We start from the raw sequence: 22,105 nt of genomic DNA, 5'->3' as shown, positions 1-22,105 counted from the left end.
GTTGTTCCCCCGGGATTCTCTCATTCCTGCTTCAAGTGGAACGACATGTCCCGTTATTCGCTGTTCAGTTTTCTGCCAGGCTCGCTGTTGCCTGCAAGCCTGCTGCCCTGTGTTTTCCTTAGCGTTGCCGCCCACGCCGCCGAGGCGGACAACGCCCTGGCGCTGCCGGCCACGGACATTACCGGCACGGCCGAGCGTAACCCGCAGCCCGACCTGCATACCCCAGGCACCAGTGGCTCGCGGCTTGGCCTGACGCCGCTGGAAACACCCGCCAGCGTGACCAGCATCAGTGCCGAGCAAATCCTCAAGCGCAACAACGCAACGGTTCAGGACGCGGTGACCCGTTCGCCCGGCATCACCTTCATCGGTACCCCCGGCAACGGCGGCACGGCGTTGTCGGCCCGCGGTTTTACCGGGCACAGTTCGACCATGCAGTTGTACGACGGCACCCGGTTGTACGTAGGCGCCGGCACGGTGACCTTCCCGGTGGACACCTGGTCGGTAGAACGCATCGATGTGCTGCGCGGCCCGGCATCGGTGCTGTACGGGGAGGGCGCCACCGGCGCGGTGATCAACGTGGTGCCGAAGAAGCCGTTCGAGGGTGAAATCCGCAACCACCTGCGCCTGGGCTACGGCTCGGATGACCGCCGGCAGATGGCCCTGGACAGCGGCGGTTCGCTGACCGATACCTTGAGCTATCGCCTGAACCTGAACAAACAGGCCAGCAACGGCTGGGTCGATCGCGGCGACTCGCAGAGCCTCGCCATCAGCGGCGCGCTGCGCTGGCAGCCCAGTGATGAGCTGAGCTTCACCCTCAGCCACGACTACGGTGACCAGAACCCGCAGCAGTACATGGGTACGCCGCTGGTGGGTGGGCACTACCGCGAGTCGCTGCGCGACCACAACTACAACGTCGACAACGCCGAGCTGCATTACAACGACCAGTCCACGCGCCTGGTGACCGACTGGGTGATCAACGACAACCTGACCGCCAGCAACCAGTTGTACTTCCTCAAGGCCCAGCGTCGCTGGCGCAACGCCGAGACCTACACTTGGTTGCCAGGTGACCAGGTGCGCCGTAGCAGCTTCATCAGCATCAAACAGACCCAAGAACAGCTCGGTGACCGCCAGTCGTTCACCTTGCAACACTCGCTGTTCGGCCTCGACAGCCAGACCGTGGTAGGCGCCGACTACAACACGATCCGCTTCGTGCGCAAACACGACTTCGGCAACACCCTGACCGATACGGTGCCGTTGTCGGGTTCGGGGGGTGGCGAATACATCAGCAACGACCCCTTCCGCTCGCGCGAAGCCAACCAGGCCAAGCAGTTTTCGCTGTTTGCCGAAAACCGCACGCAGTTGACCGAGCGCCTGTCGCTGATCACCGGCGTGCGCCGCGACCAGGTGCACTTGCACAGCGACGACCTGGATACCGATACCCGCACCGACCGCAGCTTGTCCGGCAACAACTGGCGCGCCGGGCTGGTGTTCGCGGTTACCGAGGACCTGTCGGTCTACGGCCAGTACGCCACCAGTACCGAAGGCGTAAGCGACCTGCTGACCCTCGACGCCGCTCAGCAGCAGTGGGACCTGAGCACCGCCAAGCAAACCGAAGTGGGCATCAAGCAGATGCTGCCCGAGGGGCGAGGGGAGTGGACCTTGGCGGCGTACCATATCGTCAAGAAAAAGCTGCTAAGCACCGACCCGCTCAACCCGACGCTGCAACAGCAGGTCGGCCAGCAGTCGTCGGACGGTATCGAAGCCACCCTCGAACTGCGCCTGCCCTACGACGTGCAGCTGTCCGCCAACGCCGCCTGGGTGCGGGCAGAGTATGACGAATTTACCAATGGTACCGACGACTACTCCGGCAACCAGCCCACCGATGTGCCTCGCCGTTCCGCCAACCTGTGGTTGAGCAAGGATTTCGGCCAACGCTTCAGTGCCGGTGCCGGGGCGCGTTATGTCGACAGCCGTTACGCCGACAATGCCAATACCGTTCAGGTGCCCAGCTACACCGTGGTCGACGCCACTGTTGACTGGCACGTGCAACCGGACCTGACCCTGGGCCTGCAGTTGAACAACCTGTTCGATCGCCAGTACGCCATCACCACCGGCAACAACGGCCGGCAGTGGTACCTGGGTGAGCCGCGCTCATTCTTCGTCACGGCCGATTACAGCTTCTGAGCCTGTCGCACCGGTCATTGGCCGGTGCCTCCTGGAGGTGATGCCCATGACGCAACTGCACATCGAGGCCCTCGCCTGGGCCCCGCAGGAACGGGGGCGGGCACCGCGCCCGCTGTTGCAAGGCGTGGACCTGCACGTGGGGCCGGGCGAGTTCGTCGGCCTGATCGGCCCCAATGGCAGCGGCAAGACCAGCCTGCTGCGCTGCGCCTACCGCGCCAACCCACCTGACCAAGGCCGGGTGAGCCTTGGCGCGGATGACATCTGGCAGCGCAGCGCGCGATGGTGCGCACAACGCATCGCGGTGGTGCTGCAGGAGTTTCCCGATGAGTTCGGCTTGAGCGTTGCCGAGGTGGTTGCCATGGGCCGCGCGCCGCACAAGGGCCTGTTCGATGGCGACAGTGCCGAGGATGCCCGGCACGTGGTGCAGGCACTTGCGCAGGTGGGCCTTGCCGAGCAGGCCGAGCGAGCGTTTGCCAGCCTGTCCGGGGGCGAGAAACAGCGCGTGCTGCTGGCCCGGGCATTGGTGCAGGCACCGCAGTTGCTGATGCTCGATGAGCCGACCAACCACCTGGACCCACGCTACCAACTGGAGCTGCTCCAGCACCTGCGCAGCCTGGGCCTGAGCATTCTGGCCAGCTTTCACGACCTTAACTTGGCGGCCGCGTTCTGTGATCGGCTGTACGTCATCGACGGCGGGCGCCTTGTTGCCAGCGGCACGCCGCAAGCGGTGCTGACCCCCGGCCTGCTCAGGCAGGTCTTCGGTGTCGAGGCGCTGGTCGACCGCCATCCTCTGCACCCTTACCCACGTATTACCTGGATCACACGACCATGACCCTTCGCTACCTGATCGGCTTGCTGTCGATCCTGACCGCGCTGCCTGCCACGGCCAGCGACTACCCCTTGAGCGTGCGCAGCTGTGACCGCGACGTGACGTTCACCCAGGCACCGCAGCGAGTGGTGGTGCACGATGTGAACATGAGCGCCATGCTGCTGCACCTGGGGCTGCGCGAGCGCATCGTCGGCTACACCGGTTTCAGCGCCCGCAAGCACCGCGACCCGTGGCTGGACACGGCGCTGCAGGGCGTGCCGCAGCTGGCCAGCCGCTACCCGGCCATCGAAACCTTGCTGGCGGCTGAAGCCGATCTGTTTTTTGCCGGCTGGAACTACGGCATGCAGGTTGGCGGCCCGGTGACCCCCAGCACCCTCGCGCCATTTGCCATCCCGGTGTACGAGCTGAGCGAGTCGTGCTCGTGGGTCATGGCCCAGCAGCGGGCCAGCCTGGACGATGTCTACCGCGACCTGGGCAACCTGGGGCGGATATTCTCGGTCGAGCCCCAGGCCGACCGCGTGATCGCCAGCATGCGCGCGCGTATCGGTGAAGTGCAGCATCGGGTCGGGCAGGCGCGGTACATGCCACGGGTGTTCCTTTACGACAGTGGCGAAGACCGCCCCACCACCTCGGGAAGGCTTGGCGTGCCCCAGGCCCTGATCGAAGCTGCCGGCGGGCTCAACGTGATGGACGATGTGGCCGCCAGCTGGACCGAGGTGAACTGGGAAAGCGTGGTAGAGCGCGACCCGGAGGTCATTCTGATCGTCGACTACGGCCCCAGCAGTTGGCAGCAGAAGCGCGACTTCCTGCTGCGCCAACCTGCGTTGAAAGACGTGCGGGCGATTCATGATCAGCGCTTCATTGTGCTGACCTACCTAGAGGTGACACCGTCCGTGGAGAACGCAGTGGCCATCGAAAAGCTTGCCGATGCATTGCATCCCCCGTTGCTCCAAGGTGCTGCCCGATGAGGGTCGGGCACAGCACTGCGGCGTACCGGTGGCTGATCGTGCTGCTGAGTGTCGTGTTGCTGCTGTCGTGCCTGATCGCGCTTGCCTTTGGCCCCGCGTCGGTGCCGCTGGCCAAGGTTGCCGGTATTGTCGGCCAGCAACTGGGCATCGACATGCCGGGTGAGTGGAGCCAGAGCCAGGCCCATATCGTCTGGCTGATCCGCGCGCCCCGGGTGTTGCTGGGGGCTTTGGTGGGTGCCGGCCTGGCGCTGGTCGGCAGCGCGCTGCAAGCCGTGACCCGCAACCCCCTGGCAGACCCGCACCTGTTGGGTGTCAGCTCGGGGGCGGCGCTGGGGGCAGTGCTGGTGATGCTCTACCTGGGCGAATTCATCGGGGTCTTCAGCTTGCCACTGGCGGCGTTCATGGGCGCGGCGGCGAGCATGTTGCTGGTGATCGGCGTGGCCCGGCGCAATGGCCGCATGGAAACCGACCGCCTGCTGCTGGCGGGCGTCGCCGTGTCGTTCGTGCTGATGGCGGTGGTCAACCTGCTGTTGTACACAGGCGATCAGCATGCCGCCGCTTCGGTGGTGTTCTGGATGCTGGGTGGCCTGGGCGCGGCGCGCTGGCATGTCATCTGGCTGCCGGCGCTGTGCGTGGTGCTGGGGCTGGTCACGCTGCAAATGTTGGGGCGCGGCCTGAATGCGCTGATGAGTGGTGAGCAGACGGCGCTGAGCCTGGGTTTCAACGGCCGACGCCTGCGCCTGCAGGTGTTCACCTGCACCTCGCTGCTGACCGGCGTACTGGTATCGCTGTCGGGCGCCATCGGCTTCGTCGGCCTGATGGTGCCGCACATGGCGCGGGCGCTGGTGGGTGCGGAAAACCGCCGGCTGATGCCGGTGAGTGCACTGCTGGGGGCGATTTTTCTGGTTTGGGTGGATGTGGCTGCACGCACCTTGATCGCCCCGCAAGACTTGCCCATCGGCATTGCCACCGCAGCGCTTGGCGGGTTGTTTTTCATTGCCCTGCTCAAGCGCTGAACGGCTGCGGCAAACGCTACGGTTTCAGAAAATCGGTGACCGCGTTGGCGAACGCCTGTGGCTGGTCGAGCATGACGAAGTGGAAGCTGTCGTCGATGCGCTTGAAGCGGATGTGCGGGGTGGTGGCGTAGGCGTTGCGGAAGGTGGCCTCGACGTTGGCAGCGGGTATGCCGTAGAGAGGGTCGTAGGCATAGACGACTTCTACCGGCACCTGGATGCGACCGAGCTCAGGGCGCAGGTCGGTGGTCATCAGTTCATAGGTGGCATCGGCCGTGGTCTGCCGGTCCGAGCCTAATGCCGCCGCGAGCAGTGCAGGCCTGGCCGCTTCGCTTTTTGCCAGGCGGGCTATGGAGGCGCGCTGCATGGCCTCGGTTTGCGCCGGCGGTGACGCCAGCAGCGCATCACGGAACGCCGCCGCATGCGGTGCGGCAGTTTCGCGAGTGGCGGCGGGGTCCATCAGCAGGGTGTAGAAGGGCAGGGCATCGACGATCATCAGGCGTGCGACCTGGTCGGGATGACGCGCACCGAGCATCAGCGCCACCTCGCCACCCAGCGAGTGGCCAATGATCACCGGGGCCTTGAGGTGCTGGGTGCGGATGTAGTCAGCGATGGCCTCGGCCGTTGGGGCGGCCACGTTGCCTTGCGGGTTGGAGACGGCCGGTGCTCCAGCAAAGCCTGCAACCTGCACCAGGTGCAGGCGGTAGCTATGCTTTAGCCTGGCGGCCAGGTCTTGCCACACTTCGCGGGAAGACGCCAAGCCTGGGATCAGGATGACATCCGGGCCGGCGCCCTCAACGGTTACCGAGATGCGGTCTTTGCTCAACGTTGCCGACGCCTGCGATGCGGGCTGGGTGGCTGATGCCGGGGCTGAGATCAAGGTGAAAGCGGTACCGATTGCCGCGAGGAGGGTGCGTGTGCGCATGACATTTTCCTTTTGTCCTTCGTTCGCCGTCCAATACCGCCAAACGGGTTGAAGTGTCGAGGATAACATCCAGCCCTGCGTCTTCGGCGTCGGCTGGCAGAATGACGTGAGGGGTCTGTTCGGTAGCGTACAGACCCTTACCGCCATTGCGCACATCCTTGAACAGTCAGCATCTCAGTTGCAGCAACTGTGGGGTTTACTCAGGGAGTGCGGACATGGCAGATAAATATGTTGGGAAGATCGTCGGGGTGGGTACGGACAACGTGGTCTACGTGATCAACATTTATCAGGACGAGACGATTGAACGCTCGCCAAACGGCATGATTCGGCATGAAGGGCTGAAGCATTTCGAGATGCAGTTTGGTGGGGCGGTGCGTAGGATTTCTGAATCCGAGTACGAAATTGCAAGCACGGGGGTGAGGGTTACTGTGCAGGAGGGGGACGGCTAGGGCGGCTCACATGCTGCCTACGCCTGGCCGTAGTCGTTCTTCCTGCCGTCTGTGGGAGCGGGCTAGCCCCGCGAACACGGGCGTAGCCCGTGCCAGTCAACCCCATTTTCTGGCTCGGCCTCTTCGCGGGGCAAGCCCGCTCCCACAAAATGGACTGCCGATGGTGAGCCGTGTCGGGGTATAGGGTGAGGGCACCTAGCTGCCCTCACCCTATACCCCGACAAGCACATGGCAGCCCCACTTCCCCAACATTCCGTGAAGACCATAAAAAAGCCGAGGTCATTTTGGCCTCAGTCGCCCGTGCGGAACGGGCCCTAGGTAAGTAATCTTAATTGGTATTTCTGAAACACCACACTAGCCTGTGTTGAGCAACAGCTTACGAGCCATAGCTATCAGGCAACGGGCCTTACACCGCATTGACACCCTCCAAAGTCGCAAAGGAAATGTCTTTTGCTGTAAGCAGGAAGTCCCTCATGTAAGGCATTTCCAGCATATCGCTGCGAACCGCCGCGAATAGCGTGGCTTGCAGCCCTTTCTCGCCCAGGCGCTTGGCAATGACATAGCCGCGCGAGGTGTATTCATGCACCGCCCAGTTCGGCAGGCAGCAAACCCCGCGGCCGCTGGCCACCAGCTGCATCATCATCACGGTCATCTCGGCGGTGCGTACCTGGGCGGGCTCGAGGTCGGCGGGGTCGAAGAAGCGGGTGAAGATGTCCAGGCGGTTGCGCTCGATCGGGTACGTGATCAGGGTTTGGCTGGCGATGTCGGCGGGTTCCAGGTAGGGCTTTTCGCGCAGGGGGTGGTGCTTGTCGATGGCCAGCATTGCCTCGTAGCCGAACAGCGGCACGTAGGTGATACCTGGCACGGTCACCGGGTCGGAGGTCACCACCAGGTCGAGGTCCCCCCGTTCCAGGGCCGGCAGTGGCGCGAACGACAACCCTGAGGCCAGGTCCAGTTCAACCTCTGGCCATGCCTCGCGGAAATCGTCCACCGAGGGCATCAACCATTGGTAGCAACTGTGGCACTCGATGGCGATGTGCAGCCGGTCGGCCGTACCGCCAGCCAGTTTGCTCAGCTTGCGCTCCGTGGTGCGAATCAGTGGCAGCACCTGGTCGGCCAGTTGCAGCAGCTTGAGGCCGGCCGTGGTGAAGCGCACCGGCTTGGACTTGCGCACGAACACGGGCATGCCGAGGCGACTTTCCAGCTCCCGGAACTGGTGCGACAGTGCCGATTGCGTCAGGTGCAGGAACTCGGCGGCCTCGGGCAGGCTGTCCGTTTCGCGCAGGGCATGAAGGGTGCGTAGGTGTCTCAAGTCGATCATGAGAAGAGGGCAACGCTCAAACCGCGCAATGCGCGGCGAGGTTGCAATATTGTCCTTTGAAATACAGCAAGGGTTGCGTCGCTGCGGCGTCCTGCACGTTCAGCGCTTTCACTTCGCCAATCACGATCACGTGGTCACCGGCTGCGTGTTCGGCGTGAATCTCGCAATCCAGCCAGTGCAGGCTGCCGGCGATGACCGGATTACCCAGCGGCGACGCCTGCCACTTGACCCCATGCCATTTGTCCGCACCTTTGCGGGCGAACTGGTTGGAAATCCCCACCTGTTCACCCGAAAGGATATTGACCGCGAAGCGGCCCGCCTGGCGAATGCCGGGGTAGCTGGCCGAACTGGCCATCACGCTGAATGACACCAGCGGCGGGCTCATCGACACGCTATAGAACGACTGGCAGGTGAAGCCAATCGGCGCGCCATCGATGAGCGAGGTGATCACCGTGATACCGGACGCGTAGTGCCCGAGCGCTTCGCGAAAGCTCGATGGCGCGATGGCAGTACTGGGAAGTGACATGGTAGGTCCTGACGTGAGGGGGCCTTTAATGGGCCAGGAGTTCTCTGCGCACGATGTCTGCGCCTGCACTCAGCGCATTCAGCTTGCCCCTGGCGACCTGGCGGGGTAAGGGGGCCATGCCACAATTGGTGCACGGGTAGAGTTTGTCGGCATCTACAAATTGCAGTGCTTTGCGCAGGGTAGCGGCGACTTCCTCGGGGGTTTCAATGGTGTGGTTCGCCACGTCAATGGCGCCTACCATCACTTTCTTACCGCGAATGAGCGCCATCAGGTCCAGCGGGACGTGCGAGTTGTGGCATTCCAGCGAGATGATATCGATGCTGGATTTTTGCAGTTTGGGGAACGCTTCTTCATATTGGCGCCACTCGCTGCCCAGGGTCTTTTTCCAGTCGGTGTTGGCTTTGATGCCATAGCCATAACAAATATGCACGGCCGTTTCACACGTGAGGCCTTCAATGGCCCTTTCCAGCGTGGCCACACCCCAGTCATTGACTTCGTCGAAGAAGACATTGAAGGCGGGTTCATCGAACTGGATGATGTCCACACCGGCAGCCTCTAGCTCCCGGGCTTCCTGGTTGAGAATCTTGGCGAATTCCCACGCCAGTTTTTCGCGGCTTTTGTAATGGTTGTCGTACAGCGTATCAATCATGGTCATGGGGCCTGGCAGCGCCCATTTGATGGGCTGCCGGGTTTGCTGACGCAAAAACTTGGCATCTTCTACAAACACGGGCTTTTGCCGAGCGACAGCACCCACCACCGTCGGTACGCTTGCGTCGTAGCGATCGCGGATGCGCACGGTTTCACGTTTCTCGAAATCAACGCCGCTGAGGTGCTCGATGAAGGTCGTCACAAAGTGTTGGCGCGTTTGCTCGCCATCACTGACGATATCAATGCCGGCATGTTGCTGCTCTTGCAATGACAGGCGCAGTGCATCCTGTTTGCCTTCGGTCAACGCCTCGTCCTGCAACTTCCAGGGGGACCAAAGTGTTTCGGGTTGTGCGAGCCAAGAGGGTTTGGGCAAACTGCCGGCAGTCGACGTGGGTAACAGCTTTTTCATGAAAGAAGACCTTGTATTTGCGTAAGTCAGGAAGCGTAGTGGGCGGACCACTGCTCAAGCATGGCGTGGTAAGGTTTGATGAAGTGCTCTTCGACAAATCGTCCCTGTTCAATAGCCAGCCGGCTACGTTCTTCCCGATCATAAACAATGCGTGTCAGCGAATAATCTTCGTGCTTCAAGCTGGGCTGGTAGGACTTTCCTGCCACCGAATTGGCATTGTAGATTTCGGGGCGGTAGATTTTCTGGAAGGTATCCATGGTGCTGATGGTGCTGATCAGCTCAAGGTTGCTGTAGTCACTGAGCAGATCGCCGGAAAAATAGAAAGCCAACGGCGCAGCGCTGTTTGCAGGCATGAAGTAACGCACTTTCAATCCCATCTTCCCGAAGTATTCATCGGTCAAGGAGTATTCATCTTGCTGGTATTCAAAGCCCAGCACCGGGTGCTGGTTTTCAGTGCGATGGTAAGTCTTGCTGCTCGACACGCTCAGGCAGATGACCGGGGGCTTGGCAAAGTGCTGTTTGTAGGTGGCGGAGTTCACGAAGCGCTTGAACAGCTTGCCATGCAGCTCGCCAAAATGCTCAGGTGTGCTGAACGCTGGCTGGTTTTTGTTGTGCCCCAGTAGCAGTACGCTGAAGTCGTAATCGCGCACGTAGGACGAAAAATTGTTCCCCACCATGCCGGCGATGCGCTCGCCGGTTTTTCGGTCGATGATGTGGGTTTTCAATATTTCAATCAAGGGCAGGGCGTGATCGCTGCGTTCAGCATCGATCGTCATCGCGACGGAAATTATCTCAAGCTCGACGCTGTAACGGTCGCCTTTTGGGTTGTCCCAATGCGCCAGGGCGTTGAAGCGGTTGTCGATCATCCCCAGGGTGTTGCGCAAGTTTTGCTGGCGGCTCGCGCCCCTCGCCAGGTTGGCGAAGTTGGTCGTGAGGCGTGTGTTTTCGGCGGGGTGATAATGTTCGTCGAAACGAATGGTCTTGATGGAAAAGTTGAAATCTGTGTTCGTCATGGTCGGCTGTCCCACTCGAATATTTATAGGCTCTCTAGTTGAGACGTATTCTAGGTTGGGGCCTGATCGAGGGGTACTGAATTGATTTCACAGGGGCTTTAGCCATCTTCATGATGGCGGTGGCGATGATCGTGACACCCTTGTACGGTAAAAATCTGATCACTCACCATTCGTCCAATTCAGTCAGGCGCTGGAGGGCCATGCGGTATCTTCAATATTGCGAAACGGAACCCCGAATAGTCCCAGCGATATTCTGTTCGTATAACCCATTGCATTCCGCCTCGGCGTATTGCTCCCAGAGGGCCTGAGACTGTTGAAGCATTTCTGGAACCCGTTCTGAGTCATTGGGCGCTTTGGGCTTGAGATCATCCAATGTGCGGCTGCTATGTGCTTGTCGGGAGATAGGGTGATGGCGGCTAGGCGCCTGTCTTGGGTTTGGAGGTGGGGCGGCGCTCTTCATAGGCGCTGAAAATGCCAAGCCAGGCACCTGGTGGCCCCATATACAATCTCCAGGCATCCCCCTTAAAAGCCGAGGCCATTCTGGCCCCAGTCATCCGTGCAGGACACGCTTTGGGCACGTAATTTTCATTGGTATTCTGAAACACCACACTAGTCTACACGGGCCTCAATGCATCATGCCCAGTTCCGCGTCGTCCATCAGCGCCTTGGCCAATGCGCTGAAGTTTTGCAGCCTGGTCTGGCCTCTTCGCGGGGCAAGCCCGCTCCCACAGGATCACCACAGACTCGAGCCTGATGTGTACTGTGGGAGCGGGCTTGCCCCGCGAAGAGGCCAGATCAGGCAACACATCGCATAGGCCCTTAATGCCGAGTACGCGGCTCTGCTGGCATCTGCACCTGAATCAACGCCGACTCAAGCAGCACACGCAGCGCCTCCAGCTCATGCATGGTCGTCATCATAAGGATCGACACAGGGGACTTGGGCTGAAGCAGAATCGCCTGATGGGCCACGGTCTGTGCGCACAGCGCGTAGTCCGCAGCCTGGATGAGGGTGTCTTCGAGAGAGTGGTGGTTGTGGGGTGGATCGGGAACGATCTTGAGCATGACTACGTCCTTTTAGAGATGCGGTCACCTGCCTGCTGTCAAACAGAAGGGTGGCAGCTGTACGTGGGTTGACAGACCGGCGGACATAGCAAGTTCCGGCGCACGCAAGCGTGCCCGCACGTACAGCCGCCATAAGGACGAGCTGTGCCATGTACCGTCGCGGCCTGTCAAAGCCGATCGCTGTTTGCAGCGACAGGCCGAGACTAGAGCGGTGCCTGAGCGGCCGCAACGGAAAAAAGGCGGCAGGAGTATGTTTGGGAAAAGGCCTACAAGGAAGGGGTTAAATCTGATTATTCATCACTGAAAAGCAAACCCCCGATCAATACTTCCAGGTCACCAACGCCGTCACGTTGCGCGGCGCTCCATCGCCCGTGCTGTCGACCAGCGGCAGGTTGCCCCAGTTGAACCGGAGCGGGTGAGTACCCGCTCGTGGATTGATGCCGGTTTTTTACTACGGCCTGTCAGCAGGGCTGAACGGCCAATCGGTTAGTGACGCTACGCCCCAGCACCAGCACTGTGACAAAGCCGCAACCTACCAGCGCCGTGGCCAGGCTCAACAGCACCGAGCTGCCCAACTGGTCGACGATCTGCCCGCCGAAGAACGAACCCAGCGCAATAATCACCTGGAACATCGCCACGAACAGGGGCATGCCGCGCTCGACATCCTTGGGCGCGACCACAAACATCCAGATACTGGCGCACGCCGGGAAGGCGCCGAAGGCGAAGCCCCACAGTGCGATCAACATTGCAGCGCCTGTCATGCCAGTGGCGAAGTGGGGGAACAGGGCGGTGCTGACGCCAATCATCACGGCCACCAGCATCAGGGTGTGGCGCACGCTGCGGTTGGCGGCGAAGCCGGCGAAGATGTTGCCGATTACCCCGGCCACGCCATACAGCAACAGCAGCGAGCCAATCGTCGGCCCATCGAAGCCAGCGTTCTGTTTGAAGAAGGGTGCCACATAGGTGTACGCGGCAAAGTGCGCCAGGCCAATCAGCAATACCGCAATCAACCCAACCCGCGCTTGTGGGTTTATGAACAGGGCCGGCAGGTCACTGATGCGGATGGCCTTGTCCGGGTTGAGCCGCGGCAGCAGCAGGACCTGCGCCAGCAGCACCGGTACACCCACCAGCGCGGTAACCAGGAAGGTCATGCGCCAGCCCATCAGGCCACTCAGCCAGGTGCCCACGGGCACGCCCAGCACGGTGGCCAGGGTTACCCCGACCATGATGATCGAGGTGGCCTGGGCAACGCCCACGCCTTTGGGTGCCAGGCGGCCGCTGAGGGCAATGGCCGTGGCCCAGAAGCCGCCGATGCTGACGCCCAGCAGCACGCGGCCGAACAGCAGCAGGCTGAAGTCACTGGCGTAGGCCACCACCGCGTTGGCGATGATCATGATCAGCGTCAGGCCGATCAGCAGGTAACGGCGGTCCATGGCGCCAATGCCCACCGACAGCAAAGGGGCGGCGAGGGCGGCCATGATGCCGGGCAGGGTCACCATCAGGCCGGCCTGGCCTGCGCTGATGCCGAGGTCGCTGGCAACGTCGTTGAGCACGCCCACCGGGAGAAACTCACTGGTGACCAGGGCGAAGGCACCCACGGCGACCGAAAGAATCGCCAGCCACTGCTGTTTGACGCTTTGTTGGTTATGTTCGGGAAGGCCGCTAGGGGCCTGGCTGTCGCTTGGCATGATGCTGGGTTCCAAGGGGGATGTCGCCTGCAGCAGGCGAGGAGAGGGCGAAAATTGAAGGCGATTATACGAGTGGGTGGGCGCCACCACACAGGCGCGCCGCTCGATAGTAATCATCAGTACGATCGATAAGACGCCCAATGCAGAGCGTCTGCTACAGCGCGGCGGCTTTCAGTAGGTGGCTCGATAGGAATTGGTGTTCTGTACCGGATGTCTATCTGTCTCGCAACTCCACAGCTGTATGAAGGGCTGGTTGGTAGAGGGCGTTCCAACCCAATGGCTCATGGCGTGACACACCTGCTCAAGGCATAGCTGATAGTCGCCAGCTTCGGGGGTGCGTCCTAGTTTCAAAGGTTGCAGGGGCGGCAACGTGCGCTTGAAATGCCAACTGCCCAGCTCCAATCGAGCATCATCGGGTATCTCCATGCCTGCACCATTACCTCGAATCCTGGCGCCTTCCAACACCAGGCCTTCGCGGGTGAGGCGATAGTCTTCCTCCCAGCGTATCTTCTCGATGCTGTGATTCCATGCCAGGGTGAAATGGGACACCGGCAGTTGCGCCCAGACCCCGCCATCCAGCCCCAGGCACAAGCCGATCATGCGTTCGCCGTCCTTGCGTGCCTGGACCTCCAGACATGCTGCAGCAATACCAGAATCCCAAGCGCGAAACCGATCTCGTCGGTCAGTGGCAGCGCCACGATCAACAAGGCCCCCGCACCCAAACTCAACAAGCGCTCCCAGATGGCCATTTTCTGTTGCAGGTAACCGGTGGACGCTACTCCCCAGAGGCCGACTGCCAGAAGGGTCTTGATCAACATGTAGGCCGTCATCCACAGATTATCGCCCTGCAGCATCAGCGCCGGGTTATAGACCGCCATGAAGGGGATGACGAAACCTGCCAGGGCAATGCGTACCGCCCACAGGCTGATCTTGAATCCGCTTTCTTTGGCGATGGGGGCTGCGGCGAAACAGGCGAGGGCGACCGGTGGGGTCAGATCGGCGAGGATCCCGAAATAGAACACGAACATGTGCGACACAATTAGCGGCACGCCCAGTTCCAGCAGCGCAGGGGCTGCGATCGAGCTGGTGATGATGTAGTTGGGGATGGTTGGGATACCCATGCCTAGCACCAAGCAGGTGATCATCGTCAATATCAGTGACAGCAGCAGGTTCTCCCGGCCGATCGCCAATATGTAACCGGCAAAGGTTGAAGCAACGCCTGTGAGCGAGACGATGCCGATGATCACCCCCACCAGCGCGCAGGCGATCCCTACCGGAACCGCATGCCGTGCACCTTCGACCAACGCGTGCAGGCAAATGGTCAGGGTTTCCCGGCCGCCCTTGATAAACCAGCAAAACACCATCAGCACGGCAACGACCGCAAAAATCACACCGATACCGAGTTGAAAAAAGCCTGTGCAGAGAATACCCAGCGCAATCCAGAATGCACAGCGCAAGCCGAAGCTCTGCACCCTGAGAATGATCGCCGAGCCGAGAATGACAATGGCGGTCAAGGCTAACCCGACCATGCCGGAGAACAGCGGGGTACGCCCGGAAAACAGCAGGTAAACCAGCACTACTAGAGGAATCAGCAGGTACCAGCTTTCCTTTACCGCGCCGAAAGCGCTGGGGCATTGGTCTTTAGGCAAGCCTTTGAGGTTGGAACGTTTGGCCTCCAGATGGACCATCCAGAACACCGAGCCGAAATACAGCATGGCGGGTATCAACGCCGCTTTGGCAATTTCCACGAACGGCACATTGATGGTTTCGGCCATGATGAAGGCAACCGCGCCCATTACTGGCGGCATTATCTGGCTGCCCATGCTGGAGGTAGCTTCCACGCCGCCGGCAAATGCGGCCCGATAACCAAAGCGCTTCATCAGCGGGATGGTGAATTGCCCCGTGGTCACCACGTTGGCAATGCCTGAGCCAGTAATGGTCCCCATCAACGCGGATGAAGCGACGGCGACCTTGGCCGGTCCTCCCAGCTTGTGACCGAACAAGCCCATGGCGAAGTCGGTAAACAGCTTGATCATGCCTGCTTGCTCCAGGAAGGCGCCGAACAGGATGAACAAGAAGATATAGGTAGCCGAAACGTAGGTGGGTGTCCCATAGAGCCCTTCAGTGCCGAAGGACAGTTGATTGATGACCTGGTCGAAACCATAGCCTCGGTGGGCCAGTTCGCCGGGCAAGTATTCACCGAACAAGCCGTAGGCCAGGAACAATCCACAGATGATTGGCAGTGCAATGCCCATCACCCGTCGAGCGGCTTCGAAGATCAGCGCGATCAGCAGCACGCCGATCACCATGTCAGCTGGCGTCAGGTCGCCGGAGCGCTGGATCAAGTCTGCCTCGAACACCCATTGATACAGCGCGGTGACGATGCCAGCCAGGCTGAGCAGCCAGGCCAGCGGTTGCCAGGGGCGGGCCTGGCCATGGGCTGGATAGCTGAGGAATACCACCCAGAGCAGGAAACCGACGTGTACTGCACGCAGCACCTGGCTTGAGATGGGGGAGAAGGCTGCGGTGACGATCTGGAAAATCGAAAACAGCAACGCTACATAAAACAAGGTTCTTGGCCAGTCCCGCGGGTTCGCGGAAATACCCTGATGCTCGTCACTCATTGATTGCCTGCCTCATGGCCACACTGGAAAGAATCGATGGCGCAGTGGCAATACAACCCACTGCGCCTCGTGCAGCTACAGCGCGCCCTTTTCCTTGTAGTAGCGTTCGGCGCCTGGGTGCAGTGCAATTGGCAGATTCTTGGCTGCGCTTTCCAGTTTGATGTCCTTGGCTGCCGAATGTGAGTTACCCAGCCGTGGCAAGTTTTCGAACAAGAGCTTGGTCATCTCGTAGACGACTTCATCGGACATGTCTGCGCGGGTCACCAGTATGTTGGTGATGGCAACCGTCGGCACCGCCTCGGTTTGCCCGTCATACGTGTTGGCCGGAATCATTTCGCTCTGATAGGCCGGGTTGCCAATCTTCGTGACCACCTCAGGCGGGATGGCGACGTAGTTGAGGGGCATGACAGAGGCCAGGTCGCGAATCGCGGCCATGCCCAACCCGGACGATTGCAGGGTCGCATCCAATTGCCGGTTCTTGATCAGTTCGACGGATTCAGCAAACGGCAGGTATTGCACTTTACCCATGTCCTGATAAGTAAGCCCCGCAGCCTTGAAGATCGCACGGGCGTTCAGCTCAGTACCGGACTTGGGTGCCCCGACCGAGATCGTCTTGCCTTTGAGATCGGCCAGCGTCTTGATCCCTGATTCCTTGCTGGCAACAATTTGAATGTAGTTGGGGTAGGCCCCGCCAAGGGCACGCAACTTGGTCAGCGGTGTCTTGAAGCCTGCGTCCTCCACGCCGTTTTTGGCATCGGCAACCGAATCGCCCAGCGCCAGCGCTAGCTCGCCTCGACCAGCCTGCAGCAGGTTCAGGTTCTCCACCGAGGCCTTGGTGGCTTGGACCGAGGTCTTGGAGCCGGCAATGCCATCGCTGTAGATCTGCGACAAGCCGACACCGATCGGGTAGTAAACCCCGCTGGTCCCACCGGTGAGAATGTTGATGAACACTGGCGCGGCTTGAGCTGCGGTGCTGACTGCCAAGGTAGCGGCGACCAGCAGGGCGAAGCGTGTCTTTACTCGCATGGGGAACTTCTCCGTCTTGTTATGTCTTTTATCCAGAGTGATTGCACTGTAGTTGATCGCAGCGCCGAAGGGGACAGGCAGTCAGCATCAGCTCATACCCAGCCAGGCCGGCAGGACCAGCGAAATCCAAGGTACATAGGTCACCAGCATCAGGAACAGCAGCAGAATCATCAACCAGGGCATCGCCGCTTTGATGGTCGCGGGTAATGACATCCCGGTCACTGCCGAGGTGACGAACAGGTTCAGGCCCACCGGCGGTGTGATCAAGCCGATTTCAAGGTTGACGACCATGATGATGCCGAGGTGAATCGGGTCGATGCCCAGTTTCATGGCAATGGGGAAGAGTATCGGCGCCAAGATCAGGATAATCGCCGACGGCTCCATGAAGGCACCGGCAATCAGCAGCACGATGTTGACCACCAGCAGAAAGGTCACGGGCGTCAGGCCCGCGTCGATCACCCAGGCTGTTATCTGTTGTGGAAGCTGTTCGGTGGTCAGTACATGGGCGAAAAGCATGGCGTTGGCGATGATGAACATCAGCATGATGCTCAGCTTGGCGGATTCCAGCAGGACTTTGGGCGTTTCACGAAACGTCAAATCCTTGTAGACGAACAAGGCAATGAAGGCCGAGTAAACCGCCGCTACAGCCGCCGCCTCGGTTGGGGTGAACATCCCGGAATAGATGCCGCCCAGGATGATGACCATCAGCAACAAGCCCCAGATCGCCTGGCGCGCCGTACCCAACCACTCGCGCAGTGTCGCGCGCGGCAGGGCGGGCAGGTTTTTCTTAACGGCGACGATATAGATCGCCACCATCAGCGCTGTTCCCAAAAGCAGGCCAGGCACCACACCGGCCATGAACAGCTTGCCGACGGAGGTCTCCGTGGCCGCGGCGTAGACCACCATCACGATCGAAGGCGGAATGAGGATGCCCAACGTACCGGCGTTGCAGATAATGCCTGCACCAAAGGCCTGCGGATAACCGGAGCGGACCATACCGGCAATGGCGATTGACCCCACGGCAGCCACGGTCGCCGGGCTGGATCCGGAAAGGGCAGCGAATAACATGCAGGCCAGTACTGCGGCGATGGCCAGGCCGCCGCGAATGTGCCCGACACAAGCATTGGCGAAGTCGATCAAGCGGCGGGCAACACCACCGGTGGTCATGAAGGCACCGGCCAGCAGGAAGAACGGAATGGCCAGCAGCGTGTAATGTTCCGAGGTTTCGAACAGCTTGATCGCCAGCGAACGCACCGAGTCGGGGCTGAAGAAAATGATTGTCATGGAGCCGGCCAGGCCGAGGGAGATCGCGATGGGCACGCCGATGAACATCAGGACGAACAGGGCTACGAACAAGAACGCAATGGTCATGGCTTGTCATCCTCGTGCTCGGCGAGCTTCAGCGCGTCAGCGGCTTCGTCGGCCAGGCCCAGGCCGGTCTGGTGGTTGCGCAAGATGCGCACAAGAATCTCGGCAAAACGGATGAAAACCAGGGCAAACCCCAAGGGTACGATCAGCCCGATATGCCATTGCATGATGCCAAAGTGGCCCAGATCCTCAGCGCCGATACTTGCGATCATCAGTGTCTGAATCCATTCGAAGCTGGCGACACTGAGCAATCCTGCATAGGCCAGACAGCACAAGCAGGCCACGACGCCGATGAATTTCTGCACCGGCCGGCGGGTGAGCTTGACCAGTGCATCCACCCCGATATGCCCGCCCGTGCGCACACCATAGGCCAGCCCGAAAAAAATCAGCCAGCCAAACAGCGCCTTGGTCAGCGCGGTACTCCAGGTCATCGCTTGAGCCATGCCCATGATTTCGTCGCCAATGGCAAACAACGGGGTGCTTGCGCTCGGCCAGCGATCGGCAAGCCAATAGAAAAGGCTGTAGAAATTGTTGAGGATCACGTAAATGAACGTGACCAATGTCATGGCGGCCAGAAGGAAGACGATAAAGCCTTCCTCGAAGTGTTCCCAGATTCGCCGAAGCGCTTTCATCGATGGTATCTCACGTCGAGGGCGACTGGCAGACGCCGCCCCGGCAGCATCTGCCTTGCGATCATTGAGCCTTGTTGGCGGCTTCGGCTGCCTGGATCAGTTCAGGTCCGATATCGCCTTCAAACTTTTTCCAGACCGGTTTCATCGCGTCTCGCCATTGTTCGCGTTGCGCCGGGGTCAGCACGATGATTTCAGTGGTCTTCGCCGCGAGGATGCGTTGCTTGTCACTCTCATTGAGTTGCTCAGCTTCCTTGTTCACATGGGCGGTGACTTCAACTACGATCTTGTCCAGCTCGCTGCGAACGTCCGCCGGTAATCCGTTCCAGAACGGGGTGTTGGTGATTAGCATGTAGTCCAGTACACCGTGGTTGGATTCAGTGATGTACTTCTGCACTTCATGCATTTTCTGGCTGTAGATATTCGAGTAGGGGTTCTCCGCACCATTCACCACACCGGTCTGCAACCCTTGATAAACCTCGGCAAAACTCATCTTGCGCGGGTTGGCGCGGACAGCCTTGAACTGCTCTTCGAGTACGGCAGAGGCCTGCACCCGGAACTTCAGGCCACGGGCATCGGCGGGCACATGCAGTGGCTTGTTGGCTGACAATTGCTTCATCCCGTTGTGCCAGTAGGCCAGGCCGGTAATGTTCTTGCTTTCCATCGACTTCAGCAGCCCCTGGCCCTGTGGGCTCAACTGAAAGCGGTCGACCGCAGCGATGTCATTGAACAGGAAGGGCAGGTCGAAGAGTTGCAGGGACTTGGTGTACTGTTCGAACTTGGCCAGGGAAGGCGCAATCATCTGCACATCGCCTAGCAATAGCGCTTCCATCTCCTTGCCGTCGCCAAACAACGAGGAGTTCGGATAGACCTCGACCTTGACCTTGCCGGGCAAGCGTTCCTCTACCAGTTTCTTGAACATCAGGGCGCCTTGCCCCTTGGGCGTCTGGTCCGCGACCACATGCGAGAACTTGATGATGACCGGATCTGCCGCATGGGCAAGGCTCAGGGTGCCTAGCGCCAACGCGCAGGTGAAGACGATGGATAGAGATTTGAACATCAGGAGCATCCTCTCGTTTTTATTTTTCCCAGGGTTCTACGCCGTGCGCGCTTTGGCGTATCAGAACAACAGTCAGTCTAGGCAGAAAACCGTAAGTTGCAGGGTAATGACCAGCGCCTGAGGCGTATCCGGGGTTCGCAACGCCTAGGATGATTCTGTAGACTTCGCCTGGGTGCTAGCCGCATAGGGCGGTGAGGCAGGTTAAAAGTAACGCCGGTCGGGCCGCCGCGCGCGAGTGACCTTGCCTATGCAAACAGTAGAATTGCCCCGTGCTCAACAACTGGCCCAGCGAGCGTTTGCCAACCTGGAGCGCTTCCTCCATATCGAAGCGGTCAGTGGCGTCGTGCTGTTGATTAGCGCCATAGCCGCGTTGGTCTGGGCCAACTCCCCGGCCGCTGCCAGCTATGAAGACTTGTGGCATACCGCGGTGTCATTCGGCATTGGCTCGCACGTTGTCTCGCAGTCCCTGCATTTTTGGATCAACGATGGCTTGATGACCATTTTCTTCCTGGTTGTAGGTATGGAAATCCGCCGCGAGATCCATGAAGGGGCGTTGTCCAGCCTGCGCCAGGCGACCTTGCCGATGGCTGCAGCATTGGGTGGCGTTGCAGTCCCTGCGCTGCTCTATCTGGGGTTCAACCATCAAGCACCGCAACAAAACGGCTGGGCAGTGCCCACCGCCACCGACATTGCGTTCGCGGTGGGCGTGTTGGCACTACTGGGCAAGTCGATCCCATCGAATATCCGCGTGTTCTTGCTGGCCCTTGCCATCATCGACGACATCATTGCTGTCCTGATCATTGCCTTCTTCTACTCGGGCGGATTGGATTATTCAGGATTCGCAGTGGCTGGAGTGGGGCTGGCAATGGTCATTGGCCTGCAAAAAATAGGGGTCGGGTCTGCCTATGCCTATATTCTTCCAGGCGCCGTGACCTGGGGCGGGATATTGATGACCGGTGCCCACCCCACGCTGGCCGGGGTGATTCTCGGGATGATGACCCCCGTCGTCGCTATGCCAATGCGCGAGCGCCCACTGGATGCGATCGGACGATTCACTGGCGAGCTGATTGGCAGCGCAAAGGCACCGGAGCAGGGCGTCAACGAGTTGATTGATCCCCTCAAACGACTGCGCTTGGCTCAGCGCGAGCTTTTGCCGCCGGTAGTTCGGATACAAAGTGCGCTACACCCTTGGGTGGCATACGCGATCATGCCGCTGTTTGCGCTGGCCAATGCGGGGGTCAATCTGCAGGGCATTGACTTGTCCAGCGATGCGCCACATTGGGTGATGCTGGGTATCGGTATTGCATTGGTGGCGGGTAAACCACTTGGAGTGTTGAGCGTGAGCTGGCTGATGGTCCGTCTGGGGTGGTGCACATTGCCAGCGGGTGTCACTTGGACCGGCGTCACCCTTATCGGCTTGCTGGCGGGCATCGGCTTCACCATGTCGATCTTCATCGCCACATTGGCGTTCGCCGATGCCAGTCTGCTCGGCGCAGCAAAGGTAGGCGTGCTTTGCGGATCGGTAATTTCTGCCGTTCTGGGTATCGCCTGGGGAATCCTGAGCGTACGCCGAAATCATTCAGCTTGCGCAAAGACGCACTAACGTTGTACCCGGCTACAGATCTGCTGTGACGCCGGAACTGCAGTGCAGGAGGAGATGACAGATCGCTGTCATCTCCTCCTGCATGTTCGCCAGCCGTGCTTCATCACCTGGGCTGATTTGCTGAAAAGCACAGTGCAGCGTGCGACTGGATTCAGTCCGTAGACGGCTCCGCTGTGGCATCGGCGGCAGGGGCCGGGGCACTCGCCTTTGGCTTCACACGATCGCGTCGGCCCTGGCTGCGTTGCCGCGAAGCTTGTTGCTTCGCGTGCAATGCCTGTGCGGCGGTCACAGTGCCAGCTACTTGCCCGTTCAGGTCCAGGCGCGGCGCATTCTCCACCATGCTTGCCCAGTACCGAGCCCCCCGACACCAGGTAGAGATGCCCAGCTTAAGCTGCTCGCGGGTCAGACCCAGCAGCTCCAGGTGTTGCTCGGCATCCTTGAAGATACCCTCCTTGAGCGGCACCTTGGGGGCCGGGTTGACAGGGAAGGCCAACGGAAAATGCTTCTGCAATGGCCAGATCGCTTCCACTGCCGGATCCTGGGCACGAGGCTTCGCCTGCGGGGAAGGCTTGCGCTTGGGGTGTTTCGCGCTATCGGCCTTGGCCTGTTGTTTTTCCGACCTGAGGCGGTCACGTAGCTCAGCTAGTTGTTCAAAACCCATCGTTCAATTCACTGCTTCGAAGTTGATTGCGTGGTGCAAGGATATTCCATAAAGCGCTTGGGAGCAGCCCAAACAGGATGAATCGCTGTTGTTTCCGTG

At 60.2% G+C, this 22,105-nt stretch carries 20 protein-coding genes; 6 read left to right on the top strand and 14 right to left on the bottom strand.

The genetic code is table 11. The annotated features are described in order from the left end of the window. Positions 1-45: 45 nt before the first annotated feature. Genes HU770_RS04030 through HU770_RS04015 form a run of 4 tightly spaced genes read left to right on the top strand, consistent with a single transcriptional unit; the run spans position 46 to position 4,997 of the window. The gene (locus HU770_RS04030; protein WP_186663102.1) at positions 46-2,184 is read left to right on the top strand and encodes a TonB-dependent receptor; all 2,139 of its coding nucleotides are present in this window, start codon (positions 46-48) and stop codon (positions 2,182-2,184) included. A gap of 46 nt (positions 2,185-2,230) precedes the next feature. After that, the gene (locus HU770_RS04025; RefSeq protein ID WP_186660828.1) at positions 2,231-3,016 is read left to right on the top strand and encodes an ABC transporter ATP-binding protein; all 786 of its coding nucleotides are present in this window, start codon (positions 2,231-2,233) and stop codon (positions 3,014-3,016) included. Beyond that, positions 3,013-3,981 (top strand): ABC transporter substrate-binding protein, encoded by a 969-nt coding sequence (locus tag HU770_RS04020; RefSeq protein ID WP_186663101.1) that lies wholly within the window; start codon positions 3,013-3,015, stop codon positions 3,979-3,981. The genes HU770_RS04025 and HU770_RS04020 overlap by 4 nt, the downstream gene beginning before the upstream one ends. Further along, the gene (locus HU770_RS04015) at positions 3,978-4,997 is read left to right on the top strand and encodes an iron ABC transporter permease (RefSeq protein ID WP_033698673.1); all 1,020 of its coding nucleotides are present in this window, start codon (positions 3,978-3,980) and stop codon (positions 4,995-4,997) included. The genes HU770_RS04020 and HU770_RS04015 overlap by 4 nt, the downstream gene beginning before the upstream one ends. 16 nt (positions 4,998-5,013) lie before the next feature. Here HU770_RS04015 and HU770_RS04010 read toward each other — a convergent pair whose 3' ends face one another. Then, positions 5,014-5,919 carry an alpha/beta hydrolase gene (locus HU770_RS04010; protein WP_047583784.1) on the bottom strand — a complete coding sequence of 302 codons (906 nt, stop codon included), beginning with the start codon at positions 5,917-5,919 and terminating at the stop codon, positions 5,014-5,016. Positions 5,920-6,134: 215 nt separating this feature from the next. Between HU770_RS04010 and HU770_RS04005 the strand changes: the two genes are divergently transcribed. Continuing rightward, positions 6,135-6,368 (top strand): hypothetical protein, encoded by a 234-nt coding sequence (locus tag HU770_RS04005; protein ID WP_095065529.1) that lies wholly within the window; start codon positions 6,135-6,137, stop codon positions 6,366-6,368. Between the two features lie 406 nt (positions 6,369-6,774). Here the strand turns inward: HU770_RS04005 and HU770_RS04000 are convergent, their stop codons facing one another. From HU770_RS04000 to HU770_RS03940, 12 genes are all read right to left on the bottom strand, one after another. Continuing rightward, positions 6,775-7,689: a LysR family transcriptional regulator gene (locus tag HU770_RS04000; RefSeq protein ID WP_186663100.1), complete on the bottom strand. Its 915-nt coding sequence runs from the start codon at positions 7,687-7,689 to the stop codon at positions 6,775-6,777. Positions 7,690-7,705: 16 nt separating this feature from the next. Beyond that, a complete protein-coding gene (locus HU770_RS03995) occupies positions 7,706-8,215 on the bottom strand; it encodes a flavin reductase family protein (protein ID WP_186663099.1) in 510 nt (169 codons plus the stop codon). A 25-nt stretch (positions 8,216-8,240) separates the two neighbouring features. Beyond that, a complete protein-coding gene (locus HU770_RS03990) occupies positions 8,241-9,272 on the bottom strand; it encodes a methionine synthase (RefSeq protein ID WP_186663098.1) in 1,032 nt (343 codons plus the stop codon). 26 nt (positions 9,273-9,298) lie between these two features. Then, on the bottom strand, positions 9,299-10,285 hold the full coding sequence (locus HU770_RS03985; protein ID WP_186663097.1) for a DUF1852 domain-containing protein: 987 nt from the start codon (positions 10,283-10,285) through the stop codon (positions 9,299-9,301). An 819-nt stretch (positions 10,286-11,104) separates the two neighbouring features. Further along, positions 11,105-11,347, bottom strand: coding sequence for a hypothetical protein (locus HU770_RS03975; RefSeq protein WP_156311152.1), 243 nt, complete (start codon positions 11,345-11,347; stop codon positions 11,105-11,107). 461 nt (positions 11,348-11,808) lie between these two features. Next, the gene (locus tag HU770_RS03970) at positions 11,809-13,035 is read right to left on the bottom strand and encodes an MFS transporter (RefSeq protein ID WP_033700140.1); all 1,227 of its coding nucleotides are present in this window, start codon (positions 13,033-13,035) and stop codon (positions 11,809-11,811) included. A 171-nt stretch (positions 13,036-13,206) separates the two neighbouring features. Then, positions 13,207-13,635, bottom strand: a complete 429-nt coding sequence (locus tag HU770_RS03965; protein ID WP_186660852.1) for a DUF1850 domain-containing protein — start codon at positions 13,633-13,635, stop codon at positions 13,207-13,209. Next, entirely contained in the window at positions 13,632-15,659 is a 2,028-nt protein-coding gene (locus HU770_RS03960) for a TRAP transporter permease (protein ID WP_186660854.1), read from the bottom strand. Before HU770_RS03960 ends, HU770_RS03965 begins: the two co-directional genes overlap by 4 nt. A gap of 75 nt (positions 15,660-15,734) precedes the next feature. After that, positions 15,735-16,685 (bottom strand): TAXI family TRAP transporter solute-binding subunit, encoded by a 951-nt coding sequence (locus HU770_RS03955; protein WP_186660856.1) that lies wholly within the window; start codon positions 16,683-16,685, stop codon positions 15,735-15,737. Between the two features lie 87 nt (positions 16,686-16,772). After that, positions 16,773-18,056, bottom strand: a complete 1,284-nt coding sequence (gene dctM, locus HU770_RS03950; protein ID WP_186663095.1) for a C4-dicarboxylate TRAP transporter large permease protein DctM — start codon at positions 18,054-18,056, stop codon at positions 16,773-16,775. Then, entirely contained in the window at positions 18,053-18,685 is a 633-nt protein-coding gene (locus HU770_RS03945) for a TRAP transporter small permease (protein ID WP_186660861.1), read from the bottom strand. Before HU770_RS03945 ends, dctM begins: the two co-directional genes overlap by 4 nt. Positions 18,686-18,746: 61 nt before the next feature. Next, entirely contained in the window at positions 18,747-19,742 is a 996-nt protein-coding gene (locus HU770_RS03940; RefSeq protein ID WP_186663094.1) for a TRAP transporter substrate-binding protein, read from the bottom strand. A 247-nt stretch (positions 19,743-19,989) separates the two neighbouring features. Here HU770_RS03940 and nhaA point away from each other — a divergent pair, with 247 nt between their 5' ends. Further along, positions 19,990-21,345 (top strand): Na+/H+ antiporter NhaA, encoded by a 1,356-nt coding sequence (nhaA, locus tag HU770_RS03935; RefSeq protein WP_186663093.1) that lies wholly within the window; start codon positions 19,990-19,992, stop codon positions 21,343-21,345. A gap of 151 nt (positions 21,346-21,496) precedes the next feature. On the opposite strand, the gene HU770_RS03930 is transcribed toward nhaA, so the two are convergent. After that, entirely contained in the window at positions 21,497-22,006 is a 510-nt protein-coding gene (locus HU770_RS03930) for a ProQ/FinO family protein (protein ID WP_186660867.1), read from the bottom strand. Positions 22,007-22,105 lie beyond the last annotated feature (99 nt).

Source organism: Pseudomonas sp. SWRI68 (genome assembly GCF_014269165.1).
In the GTDB taxonomy this organism is placed as follows: Bacteria; Pseudomonadota; Gammaproteobacteria; order Pseudomonadales; family Pseudomonadaceae; genus Aquipseudomonas; species Aquipseudomonas capeferrum.
This window is presented reverse-complemented; position numbering and strand designations above follow the sequence as displayed.